Origin of the sequence: Myceligenerans crystallogenes (assembly GCF_039529775.1) — a bacterium.
GTDB classification, from domain to species: Bacteria; Actinomycetota; Actinomycetes; order Actinomycetales; family Cellulomonadaceae; genus Myceligenerans; species Myceligenerans crystallogenes.
The window spans coordinates 536,988-556,656 of record NZ_BAAANL010000001.1; the positions used below are offsets into that span (position 1 = coordinate 536,988).

Consider the following 19,669-nt stretch of genomic DNA (forward strand, 5'->3'; position numbering starts at 1 on the left):
GCGGCCGACGGGGCGCGGACGTCCCGCACGAACGAGGAGAACGCATGACCGCCGAACCGATCCGACCGCGCGTCCCCGTCGTGCTCGTCGACGACCACCACCTGTTCCGCACCGGGGTGCGGGCGTCGCTCGACGAGCGCGTCGTCGTGGTGGGGGAGGCCGACGACGTCGACTCCGCCGTCGCCGTCGTCCACGAGAAGCGGCCGCCCGTGGTGCTGCTCGACGTGCACCTGCCCGGCGGGAACGGCGGCGGGGGCGCCGAGGTGGTGCAGCGGTGCGCCGACGTGACCCGGCCGAACAGCGACGGCGAGGTGCCGGTGCGGTTCCTGGCGCTGTCCGTGTCCGACGCCTCGGAGGACGTCGTGGCCGTGATCCGGGCGGGCGCCCGCGGGTACGTCACCAAGAACATCTCGGGGCCGGAGCTGTCGGGCGCGGTGGTGCGGGTCGCGGGCGGGGACGCGGTGTTCTCGCCGCGGCTGGCGGGGTTCGTGCTGGACGCGTTCGGGACGGGCGCGGGCGACATCGCCGTCGCCGACGACGAGCTGGACCGGCTGTCCAAGCGCGAGCAGGAGGTGATGCGGCTGATCGCGCGCGGGTACTCCTACCGCGAGGTGGCGAGCGAGCTGTTCATCTCGATCAAGACGGTGGAGACGCACGTGTCGGCGGTGCTGCGCAAGCTGCAGCTCAGCTCCCGCTACGAGCTGACCCGCTGGGCGGCGGCGCGCCGGCTGCTGTAGGGATCGCGGGGCGGGGCGATGCGGTCGGTTCGATGTCGAGAAATCGGCCCCTCGAGCGGCCGACCGCACGGACAGAGGGCCGACCGCTCGACGACACCGGAGCACTGAACGCCGGCTCCCTCGCCGATGGGCCTTCGGTGCGGGGAGCCGGCGTTCAGCTGTTCGTGGGCCGGGGGTGCCGGCGGGGGGATGAGGAGGAGGGGGGTCAGCCGGCCGGGGTGGTGGCCGATCCGGTTGCGGCGGGCCCCGTCGTTGGAGGCTCGGCCGTTGCGGGCTCGGGCGTTTCCGCCTGGGAGTGCCAGGCAGGGGAGAGGCGGACGACGTCGCCGACGACGACGACCGCCGGGGGCCGGACTCCTGCCTCCTCGGCGCGGGCGGCGACGGTGGCCAGCGTGCCGACCGTGACGCGCCGGCGCGGGCCGTAGCCGTCCTCGATGATCGCGACCGGGGTGCCGGCCGGGCGGGCGCCGGTGGTCAGCGCCGCCGTGGTCTCGCTCAGGCGGGAGACGCCCATGAGGAGGATCAGGGTGTGGTCCGGGCCGCCCGTCACGACGACGGGGCGGTGCTCGGCGCCGTCACCGGAGGCATGAGCCGGCTGCAGGGCGTCGTGGCCGGTCAGGACGCTGAAGCCGCGGGAGACGCCGCGGTGCGTGACCGGGATGCCGACGGCGGCCGGGACCGAGACGGCGCTCGTCACGCCCGGCACGACCTCGGCCTCGATCCCGGCCTCGCGGCACGCGGCCAGTTCCTCGCCGCCGCGGCCGAGCACGTACGGGTCGCCGCCCTTGAGCCGGACGACGTTCTTCCCGGCCGCGGCGTGCTGCACGAGGATGCGGTTGATCTCCTCCTGCGGCACGGGGTGGTTGCCCGAGGTCTTGCCGACCTCGATCACCTGCACGTCGGGCGCGAGCTCGGCCAGCAGCGACCGTGGGCCGAGCCGGTCCGCGACGACGACGTCGGCCTGCGCGAGCAGGGTGCGGCCCCGCGTGGTGATCAGGCCCGGGTCGCCGGGGCCACCGCCGACCAGCGCCACGCGCCCGGCGGCCGCAGCGCCGTCGGCACGTACCCGGCGCACCGGAAGCGCGCCGGACTCCAGCTGTGCCTGGATCTCCGACCGGATCGCCCTGGCGCGCCGCGGGTCACGGGCCGCGTGCACCGCGACGGTGATCTCGTCGCCGGCCGCGCCGTCGCTCGTGCCGGCGTTCGCCGTGCTCCGGCCGGGGCCGGCGGACGTGCCCTCGCCCGCCCCGGGCCGGGCGCCGTCGGCCGGGACCCGTGCCACCGCAGGCGTCCACGCCGACCCGGCCCCGGCGTCGCTCGCGACCACGCAGAACAGCCGCAGGGCCTCGGCGTCGGCGGCCACCGCGGAGTCGACGACGGCGTCGCCGGTCGCGGTGTGCACGAGCCACGCGCCGTCCAGGTCACCCGGCTGGTAGCCGCGCCGGGTCCACGCGACGTCCGCGCCGTCGTCGTCCACGAGAGCGCGCAGGTCCTCGCAGAGCTCCGGCGCGATCAGCCGCACGGACGCGCCCGCGGCCGCGAGACCGCGCGCGCGGCGCGCGGCGACCGGCCCGCCGCCGATCACGGCGACGAGCCGGCCCGCCACGCGCAGGCCCAGGGGATAGAGCGGGGTCTCACGCATGCAGGCCGCACTCCACCTTGTCGAGGCCGGCCCAGCGGCCGGAGCGCTTGTCGGCGCCGTTCTCGACCCGCTGCGTGCAGGGCGCGCAGCCGATCGACGGGTAGCCGTCGTCGTGCAGCGGGTTCACGACCAGGCCGTTGCGCGCCGCGTACTCCTCGACCTCCTCGTCGGTCCAGCCGGCGAGCGGGTTGATCTTCACGACCTGGTTGCGCTCGTCCCAGGTGATCAGCGGCGCGTTGCGGCGGGTGGACGCCTCGCCGCGGCGCAGGCCCGTGGCCCACGCCTCGTAGTTGCGCAGCGCCTGCTTCATGGGAGCGACCTTGCGCATCGCGCAGCACTTCTCGGGGTCGCGGTCGTGGAGCCTGGCGCCGTACCGCGCGTCCTGCTCCGCGACGGTCAGCTCCGGCCGCACGTCCACGATGTTGACGTCCAGCGACAGCTCGGCCGCGTCGCGCGTGCCGATGGTCTCGGCGAAGTGGTAGCCGGTGTCGCCGAACAGCACGTCCACCCAGGGCAGCTGCCGCGAGACCAGGTGCGCCAGCACGGTGTCCTGCATCGAGGACGCGACCGCCAGCCACGGCCCGAACTCCCGCACCGCCCAGGCGATCACGGCCTCCGCGGACGCCTCGCGCTGCGTGCCCGGACCGCCCGGGAGCGACGTCCCGTGCAGCAGCGCCTGCCCGCGCTCGACGACGTTCTTCAGCTCCTCGGGCGTCCGGCGGCGGCGGATGCCGCCCGCCCGGACGTAGGCGTGCGCCTCGCGGGCCTGCTCGCGTGCCTCGTCACGGGCGCGCGCCCGGGCCCGGATCTCGTCGAGGCGCGAGGTGCGGTCGCTGAGGCTGTGCGCGATGCCGCTCGCGAACCCGTTGCCGGCGGCGTGCACCGCCGGGTTGGCGTCGTCGGCCGCCGGCACTCCCGTCGGCACCGGGGAGGAAGGCTCCTGATCGCCGCTGTCCGCGGCCACGACCGCCGTCGAACCGGAATGGGGCTCGCTCATCGCAGTGCCTCCTCGTCCGCACGGTGCGCCCAGTCGGCGAACGTCTCGTCGCCGCTGCGTTCCTTCTCGAAGCGCCGCGTGACGCGCTCCACGTAGTCGGCGACGCCGTCGGCGGTCACCTTCAGGCCGCGCACCGTGCGCCCCAGGCCCGCGGTGTCGCGGTCCTTCGAGGCGAGCCCGCCGCCCAGGTGCACCTGGAAGCCGGGCACCTGCTCGCCGTCGTCGCCGAGCACGAGCTGGCCCTTGAGGCCGATGTCGGCGGTCTGGATGCGGCCGCACGAGTTCGCGCAGCCGTTGACGTTCAGCGTGATGGGCTTGAGCCGCGACGTGTCGCCGAGCCGCTTCTCCAGCTCGTCGATGGCCGTGGCCGCGGCCTCCTTCGTCTCGACGATCGCGAGCTTGCAGAACTCGATGCCGGTGCACGCGATGGTGCGGCGCCGGAACTCGCTCGGCCGGGCCTCCAGGCCGATCTCGCGCAGCGCGATCGAGAGCGACTTGACCTCCTCGCCCGCCACGTCCAGCACGACGACCTTCTGGTGCGGGGTGAGGCGGATCCGCCCGCTGCCGTGCTGCTCGACGACGTCCGCGAGCCGGGCCAGGATGTCGCCCGACACGCGGCCGACCGTCGGCGCGACGCCCACGTAGAACCTGCCGTCCTTCTGCGGGTGCACGCCGACGTGGTCGTTCTCCGCCGACGGCGGGGGCGGCGCGATGCCGTCCGGCAGCGCGCGGCCGAGGTACTCGTCCTGCAGCACCTGGCGGAACTTGGCCGCGCCCCAGTCCTTGACCAGGAACTTCAGGCGCGCCTTGTTGCGCACGCGGCGGTAGCCGTAGTCGCGGAAGATCTGGACGACGCCGTGCCACACGTCCGCGGCCTCCTCGGGCGCGACGAACACGCCCAGGCGCTCCGCGAGGTGCGCGCTGGTCGACAGGCCGCCGCCCACCCACAGGTCGTAGCCCTTGCCGAGCTCGGGGTGCTCGACGCCGACGAACGAGATGTCGTTGATCTCGTGCACGACGTCCTGGCTCGGGTGACCGGTGATGGCGGACTTGAACTTGCGCGGCAGGTTGGCCAGTGACGGGTCGCCGATGAACCGCTCCTGGATCTCCTCGATGACCGGCGTCGGGTCGAGGATCTCGTCCCGGGCGATGCCCGCCACGGGGCTGCCCAGGATGACGCGGGGGCAGTCGCCGCACGCCTCGGTGGTGGACAGGCCCACCGCCTCCAGCCGGCGCCAGATCTCGGGGACGCTCTCCACCTCGATCCAGTGCATCTGGATGTTCTGGCGGTCGGTGATGTCGGCGGTGCCGCGGCCGAAGTCGTTGCTGATGCCCGCGATCGTGCGCAGCTGGTCCGTGGTCAGCGCGCCGCCGTCGACCCGCACGCGGAGCATGAAGTACGGGTCCTCGAGCTCGTGCGGCTCCAGGGTGGCGGTGCGGCCGCCGTCGATGCCGGGCTTGCGCTGCGTGTAGAGCCCCCACCAGCGGAACCGGCCGTGCAGGTCGTCACCGGGGATGGAGTCGAAGCCCTCGCGGGAGTAGATGTTCTCGATGCGCTCGCGGACCAGCAGGGGCGCGGACTCCTGCTTGAACTCCTCGTTGTGGTTCAGCGGGTCCAGGCCGTCGATCTTCCACTGGCCGTTGGGACGTGCTTTACGCACGGGAGCTGCGGTGGCGGTAGCGGGCTGGGCGGCCGGCGCGGGGTTCGCGGGGCGCGCGATGGCGTGCTCGGGTGCCTGAGTCATGGAGTGTGATCCTCGTCCGTCGTTCGCTGGGGTCTGTCGGGGCGGCGTGCGACGGCGCTGGATCAGCCGTCCCGGTGAGGGCGTCGATCGCCGGCGCACGCCTGCGGACACGTGCACATTCGCGTGGCACGCATTCGGGGGCGCATCGACCGGATCACGTCACCGACAGTAACCATCGGGCGAGGCGCTCGTAATCCCTTTCTCACATCGTGGATACCGATACGACCGATCGACGGCATCAATGTCTCGCAGGTCACACTTCGCGGGCTCGTCCGGGGAAATCCCCATCATTTAGGTAGGGAAGTCGTCACGCCGGGATAAGCTGACCGGCATGGAGTTCCTTTACAACCTGTTCGTGTTCGCGCACTTCGCGAGCTGGGCGCTCGTGTTCGGCGGGACGATCGCCTCGATGCGCCGCCCGGAGCTGTACAAGGCCGTGTCGCACGGGGCCTGGGGCGCGCTGGTGGCGGGCGTGCTCATGGTCGGCGTCGGTGAGATGGCGCACGTCGGCGCGTTCGAGGGCGACGGCCCGTCGATGGCGAAGATCGGCGTGAAGCTCGTGATCTCGCTCGCGGTCGCCGTCGTCGCGCAGATCGCGGTGCGCAAGGGCGAGAACGTGTCGCAGGGTCTCAAGGGCGCGGTGCTGGGCCTGACCCTGGTGAACATCCTCGTCGCGGTCTTCTGGAACTGACCGGCTCGCGGGCCGGCCGGCTCCCGGACGGGATCGGCCGGGCCGGCGGGCGCCGCCGGCGTGCCGCCGGTCAGGCCGTGCCGAGGACGATGCCGGCCAGGTCGCGCCGGTAGCGGCCGGCGCCGAAGCGGGCCTCGGCGTCCTTGCGCCCCGCGGCGGCGAGGGCGGCCGCGAGCCGGGGGTCGCCGAGCAGCGTGGCGATCCCGTCCGCGAGGGCGGCGGGGTCGCCCGGCGTGACGCTCAGCCCGGTCTCGCCGTCGCGCACGATCTCGGCCAGCCCCTGGGTGCGGCTCGCGACGAGCGGGCGCTCGGCGAGCAGCGCCTGCACGGCGACGTTGCCGAAGGGCTCGACGCGCGACGGGACGACGACGACGTCGGCGCGCCCGAACCACTCCCAGACGTCGGCGTACCCCGCGAACTCGACGGCGCCCGCGAGGTCGGCCCGCGCCGCCCGCGCGCGCAGCTGCTCCTCGAACCACTCGTACCCGGCGAACACCGAGCCGCACAGCGCGAGACGCACGTCGTGCCCGTCGCGGCGGAGCCTGCCGATCGCCTCGAGCGCCACGTCGGTGCCCTTGCGCGGGGACAGGCGCCCGACGAGGACGACGAGCGACGAGCCCGGCGCGGCGTCGTCGTCCGGCGACCTGCCCGGCGTCACCGTCGCGGGGCCGGGGACGCCGTTGTAGACGACCCGGGTGCGGCGGCGCAGCGCCGGGACGGCGCCGACGACGACGTCGCGCGCGGTCGCGGAGTTGACGACGACGTCGCGGGCGAGCAGCAGGGGCGCGTTCAGGGCGATCCGCACGGGGAGCGCGGCGTCGGCCTCGGCCTCGTGCACGTGGCACACCGGCGCGATGCCGGCGAGCCGGGAGAGCGCCAGCCACGACGGGATCGTCACGGTGTTGACCAGGAGCGCGCGGGGGCGGTGCCGGCGGATCAGGCGCAGGATCGGCCCGGCGGTCCGCAGCGAGAGCCACGCGAGCCGCGCGATGCCGCCCGGGCGCAGGTGCGCCTTGCGGAGCACCGGCATGCCGACGATCTCGACGCGCGATCCCGCCGCGCGCAGCCCGGCGGCCAGGGGGCCGTCGTGCGGGAGCGCCGTGACCACCGTGGCCCCGGCCTCGACGAGTCCGGTGACGGTCTCGACGAGCTGCAGGTCGGAACCGTACAGCTCGGCGGAGGGGTGGGCGAGCAGGACCGTCGTCATATGTGAACTGTGCCATCCGCCGTTGATGGGCGCTCATCGACATACGGGTGAATTGCCCGGGTGGCTGCGCCGCGCCGGTCATGAAACGCCGGACTTCGGATGAAAAACGGGGTGAAGTTCATGTGATCAAGAGGCACGGCTGTCCTATCCGATTTACCGTGATCCGGGTGGCCCGGGTTCACGGGCCCGAACCCCGGCTCGGTCAGGGCCCTCATCTGTTCTCGCCCCGGACCCGGACGGCCGGGAACACGGGCTCGGAAACGATGCCGGAAACAGTAGAAAACAGGCACTCGCACACACGAGTCTGAGAGGATCGCGCGTGACGAAGCAGGCCGTGATGGAAAAGGCCCCGGCCCGTTCCAGAACGAGATCCAGAGCCGGGGACGAGACCCGGAGGCCGGTGGAGCGCCCCGGGGCGGGTCCGGAGCGTGGCGAGGATCATGACGACGACCACGACCACGACCACGACCACGACCACGGCGGCGGGGGCCTTCCCGCGGGCCGCTGGCAGGCGCGGCACCGGATGGTGGTCAGGGCGACCGACGCCGTCGTGCTGACCGGGGCGGGCGTCGCCTCCTGCGCCGTGCACGCGGGGGGATCGGGCGCGGCGGGCGCCGGCGGGTTCGACGTCGGTACGGCGGGTGCGATCGCCGGGGCCACGGGTGTCTGGCTGCTGTCGCTCGGCATGTCGAAGGCCTACGACTGGCACCTGTTCGGGGCCGGGATGGCCGAGTACCAGCGGGTGCTCGGCGCGACCTGGAAGGCGTTCGCCGTCGTGGCGATCGTCGCCTGGCTGTCGACCTGGACCGAGGCGCGGGACGCGATCCTGCTGGTCTTCGCGGCGGGCGCCGGCGGGTTGCTCGCGGGCCGGTTCGCGTGGCGCCGCCGGATCAACCACCGGCGCCGTCGCTCGGAGTGCCTGACGGCGGTGGTGGCCGTGGGGCACCGCGTCCAGGTGGAACGGCTGATCCGCACGATGAACGACGCCCCGGACCACGGGTTCGTCGTCGTGGGCGCGTGCCTGCCCGGCGCCGAGGGCGCCCTGGGCGGTTCCGTGGCGGGAGTCCCGGTGCTCGGCTCGCCGGACCGCGCGGGCGAGCTCGCGCAGCAGGCGGGCGCGGGGGCCGTGGCCGTCAGCGGTTCGCACGAGATCACGTCCGACGACGTGAGCAGGCTGGGCTGGAACCTCGAGGAGCGCGGGATCGAGCTCATGCTCGCGGCTGACCTGGCCGACGTCGCCGCCCCCCGGATCAGCGTCTCGCCCGCGCCGGGGATGTCCCTGCTGCACGTCGACCTGCCGAGGTTCACCGGCCCCAAGTACGTCGTGAAGCAGGTGATGGACCGGTCCCTGGCGTTCGTGCTGGCGGTGCTGGCGACGCCGCTGATCCTGGTGCTGGCGCTCGTCGTGGTCGCCACGAGCCGCGGGCCGGCGTTCTACCTGTCGGAGCGGGTCGGCCGGAACGGCAGCACGTTCCCCATGATCAAGCTCCGCACGATGCAGAAGGACGCCGACCGGCTGATGCCCGCGCTGGGCACCGCGGACGAGGGCGCGGGCCTGCTGTTCAAGCTGCGCCAGGACCCGCGGATCACCCCGGTCGGGAGGGTGCTGCGCCGCTACTCGCTCGACGAGCTGCCGCAGCTCTTCAACGTGCTGGCCGGCCAGATGAGCCTGGTGGGACCGCGTCCGGGGCTGCCGCGCGAGGCCGCCGGGTACGAGGAGCGGATGCGCCGCCGGCTGCTCGTCAAGCCCGGCATGACGGGGCTCTGGCAGGTGCGCGGGCGCTCCGACCTGTCCTGGGACGAGTCGGTGCGGTGCGACGTGTACTACGCCGAGAACTGGACCCCGCAGCTCGACCTGCTGATCCTCGCGCAGACCGCCCGTGCCGTGGTGTCGGCGCGGGGGGCGTACTGAGGGCGGCGTGCGCTCAGGGGCGGCTCAGGCGCATGGGGGTGTGGGGGATGCCGTCCTCCAGGAACTCCTCGCCGTCGGGCGCGAATCCGAACGAGCCGTACCAGCCCGCGAGCGGCGACTGCGCGTCCAGCACGACGTCGCGGCCGTCCCCCGCGGCCTCGACGTGGGCCAGCGCGGCCCGCATCAGGTCGTCGGCCAGGCCCCGCCCGCGGGCCTCGCGGGCCAGGCAGACCCGGCCGACGCGCAGGCGGTCGCCGTCGTCCAGGATCCGTGCGGTGCCCAGGACGCGGCCGCTCGTGCCGGGGTCGCCCGCGCCGCCCGGACCGGCGGCGCCGTCCGGCGGCTCGAGCAGCACCACGTGCCGGGTCGCCGGCTCCAGGTCGCGGCCGTCCAGGTCGGGGTACGGGCAGTCCTGCTCGACGACGAACACGTCCTGGCGCAACCGCCAGACGCCGTACGCGACGGCCGGATCCAGCTTCTCGAAGGGAGTGATCACGATCTCCATGACGCCATTGTCACGGCAGTTCGCCGGCCCGCGGCCACCCGCGGCCGTCAGACCTGGAACAGGCCGATGATCCACGTCGTGGCCGCCCCCAGCGCGCCGAGCAGCTGGATGCCGATCGTGAGGGCGCTGGCCTGGATCGCGGCGATCGTCGAGCGCCATGCGGCCGGCCTCTCCCGGAGCCGGTTCCACTCCACCAGGAACACGGCCACCGCGAAGAACAGGAACAGGCCGACCACCGGGACCAGGAAGAACCCGACCACGCCCGCGATCCCGCCGAGGATGATCGTCGAGTTCGGTACCTCGGACTTCTTCATGTGCCTGCCCGCCACGACGTACTGCAGCACCTCGGCGGCCACCAGCAGCGCCGCCGCGATCCCGAAGACCCACCAGCCGGTCGCGCTGCCGGTGAGGAAGGCCCACACGAGGATCGATCCGCCGATCAGGATCGAGCCGGGCAGCACCGGCACGACGATCCCGACGAGGCCCACGAGGATCGCGAGGCCCACGAGGGTCTCGGGCAGATATTCAAAGTTGACGTCCACGGTTCGGTGCTTCCTGTCCGGCGGTCAGAGTGATGGGCCGAGCGTACCGGCGCGGCGCCGCGACCAGGAAAGAAGCCGGGTGGGTCCACGGACCCCGGCCATCCACAAGACCACGCCGGATTCCCCCGCATATGTGATGTGCGCGGTTCACAGTCCGCTTTACCCTGGAGAACGTGTCGATGAAACCTAGCATCGCGATGGTCGGAACCCGCGGGGTGCCCGCGCGTTACGGCGGCTTCGAGACCGCCGTCGAGGAGATCGGGAGGCGGCTCGCCGAGCGCGGCCACCGGGTGCGGGTGTACTGCCGCCGTCCGGCGGACCAGGCCGGTTCCGGCGACACCGTCGATCCTGACGTGTACCTCGGGATGGAGCGGGTCGTGCTGCCCGCCGCGCGCCGCCGTGCGCTGGAGACCCTCAGCCACACCGCGCTGTCGGTCGGGCACCTCCTGCGGGACCGCACCGACGTGGCCCTGGTGTTCAACTCCGCCAACGCGCCGCTGCTGCCCGTGCTGCGCGCCGCCCGGATCCCCGTCGCCACCCACGTGGACGGGCTCGAGTGGCGCCGCGCCAAGTGGGGCCCCGTCGGGCGCCGCTACTACCGCGCCGCGGAGACGGCGTCGGTCCGGCTGTCCGACGCGCTCATCGCCGACGCGCAGGGCATCGCCGACTACTACCGCGAGGAGTACGGCGCCCGCAGCCGCCTCATCAGCTACGGCGCCCCGGACCTGTCCGCCACCGGCAGCGACCGGCTCGCCGAACTCGGCCTGACGGCCGGCGGCTACCACCTCGTGGTGGCCCGCTTCGAGCCGGAGAACCACGTCGACCTGATCGTGGACGGCTACGTGGGGAGCCCCGCCGACCGGCCGCTCGTCGTCGTCGGCTCCGCGCCCTACAGCGAGGCGTACACCCAGAAGATCCGGAGGAGCGCGGACCGCGATCCGCGCGTGCGGATGCTCGGCGGCGTCTGGGACCAGGAGCTCCTGGACCAGCTCTACGCCAACGCCTTCACCTACCTGCACGGCCACTCCGTGGGCGGTACCAACCCGTCGCTCCTGCGCGCGATCGGCGGGGGCACCGCCACCATCGCCTACGACGTGCCCTTCAACCGCGAGGTGCTGCGCGACGCCGGCACGTACTTCCGCACGACGACGCAGGTCGCGCAGCGCATCCTCACGGCCGAGGCCGACCCGGGGGACTGCGCCAGGCGCGGCACCGCCCTCGCGCTGCGCGCCAAGGACTACGACTGGGACGTCGTCACCGACGGCTACGAACGGCTCGCCCGCGACCTCGCGGCACGCAGCACGCCAGGCCCCCGCCCGTTCGCCGGGCGCCGCTCACCGGCGGCCCGGCGATGAGGCTCACGAGCTCGTCCCTGCCGGCGCCCGTCGTGGCGGCGGGGCGGGCGGCGATCCGCGGATACGGCACGGCGACCTCCTGGCTGCGCCGCGGCCCGGACTTCCTGCTCATCGGCGCCAAGCGCGGCGGCTCCACCTCCCTCTACTTCGCGCTGCTCGAGCACCCCCGGATCCTGCCCCTGTTCCCCAGCGCCAGGTTCCTGCCCAAGGACAACCACACCAAGGGCGTGCACTACTTCGACACCCACCACGGCCGGGGCAACGCCTGGTACCGCTCGCACTTCCCCCTCACCCCGCTGCGCCGCGGCAAGCTCGTGGGCGAGGGGTCCCCCTACTACCTCTTCCACCCCCTGGCCGCCGAGCGGGCGGCCCGCGAGGTCCCCGGCGCCCGCATCCTCCTGGTCGTGCGCGACCCGGTGGAGCGCGCCTTCTCCCACTACCGCGAACGGCGCCGCGAGCACGCCGAGCCCCTGGCGACCTTCGAGGAGGCGCTCGCGGCCGAGGAGACCCGCCTCGCGGGCGAGGAGGAGCGGATCCTGGCGGAACCCGGCTACACCAGCTACGCCCACGAGCAGCAGTCCTACCGCGCCCAGGGCGAGTACGCGCCGCACCTGCGCCGCTGGCTCAAGTACTTCCCGCCCGAGCAGGTGCACGTCCTGGTGGCCGAGGAGTTCTACGCCGCCCCGCAGCGGGCCTGCGACGATGTCGCCGGGTTCCTCGGCCTGCCCCCGGCTCCGCTCCCCGCGGCCGCGAGCGACCCGTGGAACGCGTCGCCGAGCCGCAGCCTGCTGCCGGCCACCCGCGAGGCGCTGCGGCAGCACTACGCCCCGTTCAACCAGGACCTGAGCGAGATCCTGCGCCGCGACCTGCCCTGGTGAACCGCGCGCCCGGGTGAACCGCCCGGGCGACCCGCCGCTACCGGTCCAGGAAGGTCCCCAGGACCTCGATGAGCCGGGCGGTGAACGCCGCGTCGTGGTCGGTGTCCGGCCGGGCCGCGCACCGGGCGAGCCAGAACTCGGCCGCCTCGTCCTGCCCGGCCGGGCGGGCCTCCGCGCCGCGCAGCGACCACCACCCGGGGGGCCTGCCGAACGCGGCGATCGTCGTCGCGCGGTAGTAGACGAGGTCGGCCCCGGGCGGCGCCCACGCCGCGTCCTCCCAGTCGATGAGCCACGGCAGCCCGCGCCCGGACCGGCGCAGGTTCCAGGCCGTGAGGTCCCCGTGCATCGGCTCCCAGTGCGCGGGGGTCCCGTCCGGCCGGGGCAGCGCCCCCGCCAGGTGCCGCCGCAGGTCCGCCAGGACCGGCCGGATCGCCGTCGTCGACGCCGGTGCCGCCGGCCGGGGCGGCATCGCGGACAGCAGCATCCAGTGCAGGCCGCCGACTGTGCCCCGGCCCAGCACCATCGGGACGCGGAACGTCGAGGTGGCGCCGCCGGGGAACGCGCCGAGCGCCGCCTGCTCGCGGTCCAGCTCCGAGACGTCGTCACGCAGCTTGAGGAACCCGACCGGGTGGCCGCTGCGCAGCAGCAGCGCCGCGAGCCCGCCGCGCGAGGCCTGCGGGCGCTGGTAGACGGCCAGGTCGTGGAACTCCGGGAGGTCCGCGCGCAGCGCCGTCCAGCGCTCGGCCCCGCCGGGCGGGTCCCAGGCGACGTGCTCGCCGGGCACCGCGCGCGGCCCGATCGTCGAGGCCAGGCCCCACAGCGCCCACTGGCTCGCGACGGCGTACCAGCGGGAGCGGGTGATCAGCGAGATCCCCGCGGCGGCGCCGCTGCGGGACGTCAGGGGCACCAGGACGTTCCGCGTGCCCGTGGCGGGCCGGAGCAGCATCGTGCGGGCGCTCATCGGCGTCCTCCCCGCACGGCCCGCAGCACGTCGGCCAGCAGCGCGGCGTCGCGCCGCAGCGGCGGGACGGTCAGGCACAGCCCCCACACGGCGGCCGCGGCCGCCAGGGCGAGCAGCAGCGAGACCCCGGGCGATCCCGCCGGGGTCCCGGCGGCCGCCCACGTGACGAGCCAGGCGGCGCTCCCCGCGGGCACGGCCTGGGCGAGGATCCGCAGGCCCCCGAGCGCGAGGCGCCCGCCCGGGTACCGGGTGACCCGGGACAGCCACCAGAACGACAGCGGCCACTCCAGCACCGCCGACGCCGCGAACCCGGCCGCGATCCCGTTCACCCCCCAGAAGCTCCCGATCAGCACCCCGGCGATCTTCAGCACCGCGGTCACCGTCGAGTAGGCCAGCAGCGCGCCGCTCAGCCCGCGCGCGAGGTACGTCCAGTACCCGACGTACGCGAGGGTCTGGCAGCCGCCCGCCACCGCGCAGAGCGCGAGCAGGGGGGCGGCGTCGTGCCAGCCGGGCCCGAGGAAGACCCCGACCACGGCCTCGGAAGCGCCGACGACGACGGCGAGCACCAGCACCACCGGCAGCGCCAGCACCTGCTGGCCGCGCAGCAGCATGCGGTCGAACCGCTCCGGGTCCTCGGACAGCCGCGCGAGCACGGGCAGCGCGACCGTCGTGGACGGCTGTCGCAGCTGGCCGAGCGGCCGCATGAGCAGCTGGTACGCCCTGTTGTACAGGCCGAGCGGCCCGGGCCCGAGGGTGACCCCGATGACGAACGTCGCGAGGTTGTCCGCCCCGTACCCCACGAGCTGCGAGCCCAGCAGCCCGCCGCCGAACGTGAAGAACCCGCGCATCCCCGGCTCCCGCCGGGGCCGCCCGGGCACCCAGCGCCCGGCGATCCAGACGCCCGCCAGAACGGCCGCCGTCGTGGCGACCTGCTGCACGACGACGGCCCGGTGATCGTGCGTGTGCAGTCCGACGACGACGGCCGCCGCCAGCGCGGCCACGGGCGCGGCGACCTCCACGACCGCCAGCGCGCGGAACCGCATGTCCCGCACGAGCCCGGCCCGGTGCTGCGTGGCCAGCCCGTTGACCAGGAACATCCACGCCAGGCCCTGGCAGATCCCCGTCAGGTCCGGCTCGCCGAAGAACCCCGCGACGAGCGGCGCGGCCGCGATCGTCACGGCGGTCAGCAGCGCCCCGATCCCGGTGTTGACCCAGAACAGGTTGTCGCGCTGGCGCACGGTCAGCTCGGGCGCGCGCATCGCGGCGGACGACAGCCCGGCGTCGCGCAGGATCTCCCCGATGCCGACGACGGCGGCGACCATCGCGACCAGGCCGTACTCCGCGGGTGGCACGAGCCGCGCCAGGACCGCCACGGCGAGCACCTGGAGCACGATCCGCGCGGCCTGCGAGGCGGCGGTGACCGTGGCGCCCCGGGCGGCACGCCGTGCCAGTGGCGTCACCTCCGCTGCCACCGGCTCTGTTTCCGTCCGTTGTCCCGTCCGTCGCGCCAGGTCGTGTAGCTGTCGCCGTAGCCGTCGAACTCGGCGTCGGCCCGGGAGACGCCGTTGGCGATCAGGCCGAGGCAGGTCGCGCCGATCGCCTTGAGCGAGTCGAGGGCGTCGGTCAGCTGGTCGCGGCTGACCCGCTTGGCCCGCGCCACGACGACGGCGCCCTGGGTGCGGCGGGCCAGCAGCGCGCCGTCGGTCACGGGCAGCAGCGGCGGGACGTCGAAGATCACGATGTCGTAGTCGGTGCGCGCCTTCCGCACGAGCTTGTCCATGCCCTCGGACTCGATCAGCCGGCCGGGGTTCGGCGGTACGTCGCCCGAGGTCAGCACCGCGAAACGCGGCGGACCGACCTGCTGGACCACCTCCTCCAGCGTCGCGCGGCCGATCAGCACCGTGGTGAGCCCGGCGGCGCCCTCCAGGCCCAGCCGGTCGGCCAGGCTGGGCCGGCGCAGGTCGGCGTCGACCAGCAGCACCCGCGCGCCGCGCTCGGCCAGGGCCTGGGCCAGCCCGATCGCCGTGGCGGTCTTGCCCTCGTTCGCGACCGAGGACGTGACCACGAACGACCGCACGGGCGAGCCGACGTCGAGGAACTGCAGGTTGGCGCGGATGCGCCGGTAGGCCTCGGCGAGGGTCTGCAGGGCGTCGTCGGCGCTGCGCGACGGCGCCGGCACCGAGCCGAGGATCGCCAGGTCCGCGCCGTGCGGGAGGTCCTTCGCCGTGCGGATCCGGGTGTCGAACAGCGCCAGGCCGACGGCGATCAGCACGCCGGCGGCGAGCCCGGCGGCGGCCCCCCCGGCGGCGAGCAGGCGGGTGTTGGGGGCGAACGCCTCCGGCGGCGGCTCGGCCTGCGCGACGACGGTCAGCTTGACCGCGCTGGCCCCGCTCGCCGTCGTCGGCGACACCTCGGTGACCGTCTGCGAGAGGTGCTCGGCGGTCGCGTTGGCGATCCGCGACGCGAGATCGGCGCTGTCGGCCTCGGCGGCGATCTCGATGATCGCGGTGTCCAGCGGCACCATCGACGTGATCTGCTCCGACAGGTCGGCGGGCGTCGTGTCGAGGCCCAGCTGGGAGATCACCGGGCCGAGCACCGCGGGCATCGTGGCCAGCTCCGCGTAGGAGGTGACCAGGTTCTGCGTGAACGTGGAGCCCTGCATCAGGTCCTGGACGGTCGCGCCCTGCTCGGTGCTGACGAACACCTTCGCGGTGGCGCGGTAGCTGGGCGTGACGGTCTGGGCGTACCCCAGGCCGGCCAGGCACCCGGCCAGCACGGCCACGACGATCACCGGCCAGCGCTTGCGCAGCGCCGCGATGTAGTCAGCGAGCTCCATGCGTCACGCCCTTCGTGTCGGTGGTGCGGTCGTTCGTGGCCGCGGTGCCGGAGCGCGCCGCCGCGAGGAACCGTAGCCCGGCCGCGGTGCCCCTGAGCGCGGGCCACACCGTCCGGAGCGGATGGCGCACGACGGCGCGCCGGCCGCCCCGTAGCAGCACCTCCCGCGTGTAGGCGGGAGTGGCGCGGAGCCATCCGCCCCGGTGCCCGGCGGGAACGTTGCGGGAGGCGAAGAGCAGCCGGTTGCGGGTGTTGTAGTAGTGGTAGAGGGCCGACTTGCCGCGCGTCGCGGTGCCGTGACCGGCGGCGCGCGCGTTGCCCTCCTGGGTCCCGCCGGCGTCGTGCACGCAGGTCAGGTCCCGCCTCAGGGCGAGACGCCCGCCCGCGCGGGTCCAGCGTACGCTCAGGTCGACGTCCTCCCAGTACAAGAAGTAATGCCCGCCGAACCCGCCGAGGTCCAGCATCCGCTGCGCGGAGACGGCGAAGCAGGCGCCGGAGATCCAGGGGACGTCGTCGGGGCCGGCGGGTTCGCCGGCGCGGGTGCGGCCGGTGCGCAGGTCGAGGACGGCGCCCGTGAACCAGCCGGTGCCGCGCGGCGTGCGGACGACCGGTGCCACCAGCAGGGCCGGATCGGCGGCGACGTCGGCCACCAGGGCCCCGGCGTCGCCGGCCGTGATCGTCGCGTCCGGGTTGAGGACCAGGCAGACGTCGCACCCGGCGTCGCGCGCCGCCGCGATCCCGGCGTCGGCCCCGGCCCCGAAGCCGAGGTTCGCGTCCGGGAGCACGAGCCGCCAGCCCTCGGCGGCGCCGAGGTCGAGCACGCGCTGCCGCTCGGCGGCGGAACTCCAGCAGTCGACCAGGACGCGGGTCCAGCCGGTACCGGCGAAGGGCCGCAGCGCCTGTGCGGCGAGTTCCGCCGAACCGTAGCTGACCACGACGACGGCAGGTCCGGGGGTGGTGGGCACGCCGAGAATCCTGCCGGACGCCTTTCCCGAAAGCGACCCGGACACGGGGTGAATTGCGTGACTCTCCGAGAAGATCTCCAGAAAGGCCCATAGGGTTTGTCGTATGACACCTATCGGTCGCGCAGGGGGGCCCTCGCGCGGGAGAACGGCCGCCGGCCGGGGGCGCGGAATCCCGGGGAAAGGACATTCCGGGTCGCCGATGCGAAAGCTCGCGACAGTTCTCTTGATTTCTTGCGCCGGTTCGCTCGCGCTGCCGGGCTGCTCCACGGGTGCCCCGGGGGACGAGGCCGGGGTGGTGGGCGCGTCCGCGGCGTCGTCGTCGTCCGCTCCGGCGGCCACGGCCACGGGCCGTCCCGCCGCCGGCGACGGCGCGGGCACGCGCGACGGCGACGCGAGCCGGGGCGACGGCGAGGCCCGGGACGACGCCGCGGCGGGCTCGGCGGACGGTGACGGCGGCGACGGCGCGGGCGAGACCGGCGACGGCGCCGCCGAACCGGCGGAGCCCGCCGCCGCGGGCCGCACCACCACCGACGCCGGCCTGGACGCCGGGCCCGTGGCCGTCGACGACGAGCCGGAGGGGGACGGCCTGACCGTCGAGCTCGCGTCCATCGGGCGGACGGAGGCGACCCCGTCGATGCCCGGGGAGATCGGCGGCCCGGCGATCCGCGTCGAGGTGACGGTGAACAACGCCGGTGACGCAAACCACGATCTCGGGGCGAGCGTCGTCAACCTGTACTACGGTCCGGACCGTGACCCCGCGAGCCTGCTCTCGGGCTCGGGGGAGAAGGACCTGCCGGATTCCGTGGCGGCGGGCGAACGCGTGAACGGAACCTACGTGTTCTCCGTGCCCGAGGGCCGGATCGGCCGGGTGATCGTCGAGATCGACGTCGACCCGGAACTTCATGTAGCGCTTTTCAAGGGGGAAGTCGGACGATGAGGATCGCATACGCGGCGCTCGCCGCCGTCGCGCTGGCCGCGGCGGGCGCGGGGGCGCCGGCACCGGCCACGGCGGGGGGCCTCGTCTCGGCGGGCGGCGCCGCCGAGGTGGGCCTGGCCAGGACCGGGGACGGGACCGAGCCGGCAGGGGAGCAGGCGGGGGAGGAGTCCCAGGCGGCCACGACGTCCGCCACGGCGGCGGACGCCGTGTTCTCGTCGCCGGTCAGCTCCGACCCGCTGCCCACGGTGCAGATCAACGGGGTGGTCTGGGCCCAGGCCGTCGTCGGCGACAAGGTCTACGTGGGCGGGAAGTTCACCACGGCGCGCCCCGCGGGCGCGGCGCCGGGCACCCAGGAGGTCGCGCGGCGCAACCTGCTGGCCTACGACCTGCACACCGGCCGGCTGATCCAGGACTGGGCGCCGGCGGCCAACGGCGAGGTGCGTGACCTCGCGGTCTCGCCGGACGGCACGCGGCTGTACGTGGCCGGCCAGTTCACGGCGATCGGCGGGACGACGCGCTACCGTGCGGCGTCGTTCAGCACGTCGACCGGCGCGCTGACGTCGTTCCGCCCGGCGGTCAACGCGACCGTGCACGCCGTGGGCGTGCGGGGCTCGACGGTGTACCTGGGCGGGGTCTTCTCGTCCGTGAACAGCGCGACGCGCCCGCGCGTCGCGGCGGTCGACACCGCCACGGGGCGGACGACGCGCGCGTTCCGCGCGAACGTGGGCAACCGCTCGGTGCAGGATCTCGTGGTCTCGCCCGACGGGACCAAGGTGGTCATCAGCGGCAACTTCACCTCGGTGAACGGGTCGTCGAACCCCGGCTACGGCATGGCCCGGCTCGACGCGACGACCGGCGCGATGCTTCCCCTCCCGGTGAACACGGAGATCCGCGACGCGGGCGACAACTCGGCGATCCTCTCCCTGGCCTCGGACGACACGTACTTCTACGGGGTCGGCTACCACTGGGCCACGAGCGGCAACCTGGAGGGCACCTTCGCCGCGCGCTGGGACGACGGCAAGCTGGTGTGGCTCGAGGACTGCCACGGCGACAGCTACTCGATCGCGCCGTACGGCGGCGCGCTCTACTCCGCGAGCCACAAGCACGACTGCACCACCAGCGGGGGCCACCCCAACGCGCGGCCTCGCGTCTTCAAGCGCGCCACGGCCACGACGCGCACGGTCGAGGGCACCAACCTCGCCACCGCCACCGAGGGCTACCCGGACCATCCCGGGACGCCCCGCCCCCGCATCCTCAACTGGTACCCCGAGTTCGAGGCCGGCACCTTCACGGGCCAGCAGCAGGGCCCGTGGGACGTGGTCGCCGGCGGCGGGTACGTGCTCTACGGCGGCGAGTTCCCCGCCGTCAACGGCAGGAAGCAGCAGGGCCTGGTCCGGTTCGCGGTCCGCGACAAGGCGCCCAACGACGACGGCCCGCGCCGCGGCTCCCAGGGGTTCGCGCTGACGGCGAGCTCGCCGGGCAGCGGCACCGTGAACCTCTCCTGGCCGTCCCTGTACGACCGGGACGACGAGACCCTGGCCTACTCGGTGTACCGCGGCACGACGTCGGGCACCCCGGTCGTCGTCAAGGAACGCACGGCCCGGTTCTGGGAGACCGGCACCATGACGTACGCCGACCGGACGGCTCCTGCCGGGACCACGCAGCGGTACATCGTGGCCGCGCGGGACCGGTGGGGGAACACGGCCTGGTCCGCCTGGGTGAACGTCGACGTCGCGCGCTAGGCGGCCCGCGGCGGGCGC

At 74.3% G+C, this 19,669-nt stretch carries 17 protein-coding genes; 7 read left to right on the forward strand and 10 right to left on the reverse strand.

The features are described from left to right. The first annotated feature begins 44 nt into the window (after positions 1–44). Positions 45–737, forward strand: a complete 693-nt coding sequence (locus ABD208_RS02230; RefSeq protein WP_344099044.1) for a LuxR C-terminal-related transcriptional regulator — start codon at positions 45–47, stop codon at positions 735–737. 205 nt (positions 738–942) lie between these two features. Here the strand turns inward: ABD208_RS02230 and cobA are convergent, their stop codons facing one another. The 3 genes from cobA to ABD208_RS02245 are packed head-to-tail and all read right to left on the reverse strand — an operon-like array spanning position 943 to position 5,121. Continuing rightward, positions 943–2,379: a uroporphyrinogen-III C-methyltransferase gene (gene cobA, locus ABD208_RS02235; protein ID WP_344099046.1), complete on the reverse strand. Its 1,437-nt coding sequence runs from the start codon at positions 2,377–2,379 to the stop codon at positions 943–945. Next, positions 2,372–3,376 carry a phosphoadenylyl-sulfate reductase gene (locus tag ABD208_RS02240; RefSeq protein ID WP_344099048.1) on the reverse strand — a complete coding sequence of 335 codons (1,005 nt, stop codon included), beginning with the start codon at positions 3,374–3,376 and terminating at the stop codon, positions 2,372–2,374. Before ABD208_RS02240 ends, cobA begins: the two co-directional genes overlap by 8 nt. After that, a complete protein-coding gene (locus ABD208_RS02245; RefSeq protein WP_344099050.1) occupies positions 3,373–5,121 on the reverse strand; it encodes a nitrite/sulfite reductase in 1,749 nt (582 codons plus the stop codon). Before ABD208_RS02245 ends, ABD208_RS02240 begins: the two co-directional genes overlap by 4 nt. A 331-nt stretch (positions 5,122–5,452) precedes the next feature. Between ABD208_RS02245 and ABD208_RS02250 the strand changes: the two genes are divergently transcribed. Then, positions 5,453–5,812: a hypothetical protein gene (locus ABD208_RS02250; RefSeq protein WP_344099052.1), complete on the forward strand. Its 360-nt coding sequence runs from the start codon at positions 5,453–5,455 to the stop codon at positions 5,810–5,812. A 70-nt stretch (positions 5,813–5,882) separates the two neighbouring features. Here ABD208_RS02250 and ABD208_RS02255 read toward each other — a convergent pair whose 3' ends face one another. Further along, complete coding sequence (locus ABD208_RS02255) at positions 5,883–7,019, reverse strand: glycosyltransferase family 4 protein (RefSeq protein WP_344099054.1); 1,137 nt, start codon at positions 7,017–7,019, stop codon at positions 5,883–5,885. A gap of 319 nt (positions 7,020–7,338) precedes the next feature. On the opposite strand from ABD208_RS02255, the gene ABD208_RS02260 reads away from it, so the two are divergent. Then, positions 7,339–8,931 (forward strand): sugar transferase, encoded by a 1,593-nt coding sequence (locus ABD208_RS02260; protein ID WP_344099056.1) that lies wholly within the window; start codon positions 7,339–7,341, stop codon positions 8,929–8,931. A gap of 13 nt (positions 8,932–8,944) precedes the next feature. On the opposite strand, the gene ABD208_RS02265 is transcribed toward ABD208_RS02260, so the two are convergent. Both ABD208_RS02265 and ABD208_RS02270 read right to left on the reverse strand, forming a co-directional pair. Next, complete coding sequence (locus ABD208_RS02265) at positions 8,945–9,436, reverse strand: GNAT family N-acetyltransferase (RefSeq protein ID WP_344099058.1); 492 nt, start codon at positions 9,434–9,436, stop codon at positions 8,945–8,947. Positions 9,437–9,483: 47 nt separating this feature from the next. Next, positions 9,484–9,978: a DUF456 domain-containing protein gene (locus ABD208_RS02270; RefSeq protein ID WP_344099060.1), complete on the reverse strand. Its 495-nt coding sequence runs from the start codon at positions 9,976–9,978 to the stop codon at positions 9,484–9,486. A gap of 179 nt (positions 9,979–10,157) precedes the next feature. On the opposite strand from ABD208_RS02270, the gene ABD208_RS02275 reads away from it, so the two are divergent. Both ABD208_RS02275 and ABD208_RS02280 read left to right on the forward strand, forming a co-directional pair. After that, on the forward strand, positions 10,158–11,333 hold the full coding sequence (locus ABD208_RS02275; protein WP_344100005.1) for a DUF1972 domain-containing protein: 1,176 nt from the start codon (positions 10,158–10,160) through the stop codon (positions 11,331–11,333). Then, complete coding sequence (locus ABD208_RS02280; RefSeq protein ID WP_344099062.1) at positions 11,330–12,211, forward strand: sulfotransferase domain-containing protein; 882 nt, start codon at positions 11,330–11,332, stop codon at positions 12,209–12,211. Before ABD208_RS02275 ends, ABD208_RS02280 begins: the two co-directional genes overlap by 4 nt. 37 nt (positions 12,212–12,248) lie before the next feature. Here ABD208_RS02280 and ABD208_RS02285 read toward each other — a convergent pair whose 3' ends face one another. Genes ABD208_RS02285 through ABD208_RS02300 form a run of 4 tightly spaced genes read right to left on the reverse strand, consistent with a single transcriptional unit; the run spans position 12,249 to position 16,972 of the window. Next, entirely contained in the window at positions 12,249–13,172 is a 924-nt protein-coding gene (locus ABD208_RS02285; RefSeq protein ID WP_344099064.1) for a phosphotransferase, read from the reverse strand. After that, entirely contained in the window at positions 13,169–14,632 is a 1,464-nt protein-coding gene (locus tag ABD208_RS02290) for a lipopolysaccharide biosynthesis protein (RefSeq protein ID WP_344099066.1), read from the reverse strand. The genes ABD208_RS02285 and ABD208_RS02290 overlap by 4 nt, the downstream gene beginning before the upstream one ends. Continuing rightward, positions 14,629–16,008, reverse strand: coding sequence for a tyrosine-protein kinase domain-containing protein (locus ABD208_RS02295; RefSeq protein ID WP_344099068.1), 1,380 nt, complete (start codon positions 16,006–16,008; stop codon positions 14,629–14,631). The genes ABD208_RS02290 and ABD208_RS02295 overlap by 4 nt, the downstream gene beginning before the upstream one ends. Further along, entirely contained in the window at positions 15,995–16,972 is a 978-nt protein-coding gene (locus ABD208_RS02300) for a glycosyltransferase family 2 protein (protein WP_344099070.1), read from the reverse strand. Before ABD208_RS02300 ends, ABD208_RS02295 begins: the two co-directional genes overlap by 14 nt. A gap of 199 nt (positions 16,973–17,171) precedes the next feature. On the opposite strand from ABD208_RS02300, the gene ABD208_RS02305 reads away from it, so the two are divergent. Together ABD208_RS02305 and ABD208_RS02310 are read left to right on the forward strand one after the other, a co-directional pair. After that, on the forward strand, positions 17,172–17,909 hold the full coding sequence (locus ABD208_RS02305) for a hypothetical protein (RefSeq protein WP_344099072.1): 738 nt from the start codon (positions 17,172–17,174) through the stop codon (positions 17,907–17,909). Next, positions 17,906–19,651: an NHL repeat-containing protein gene (locus ABD208_RS02310; protein WP_344099074.1), complete on the forward strand. Its 1,746-nt coding sequence runs from the start codon at positions 17,906–17,908 to the stop codon at positions 19,649–19,651. Before ABD208_RS02305 ends, ABD208_RS02310 begins: the two co-directional genes overlap by 4 nt. Positions 19,652–19,669 lie beyond the last annotated feature (18 nt).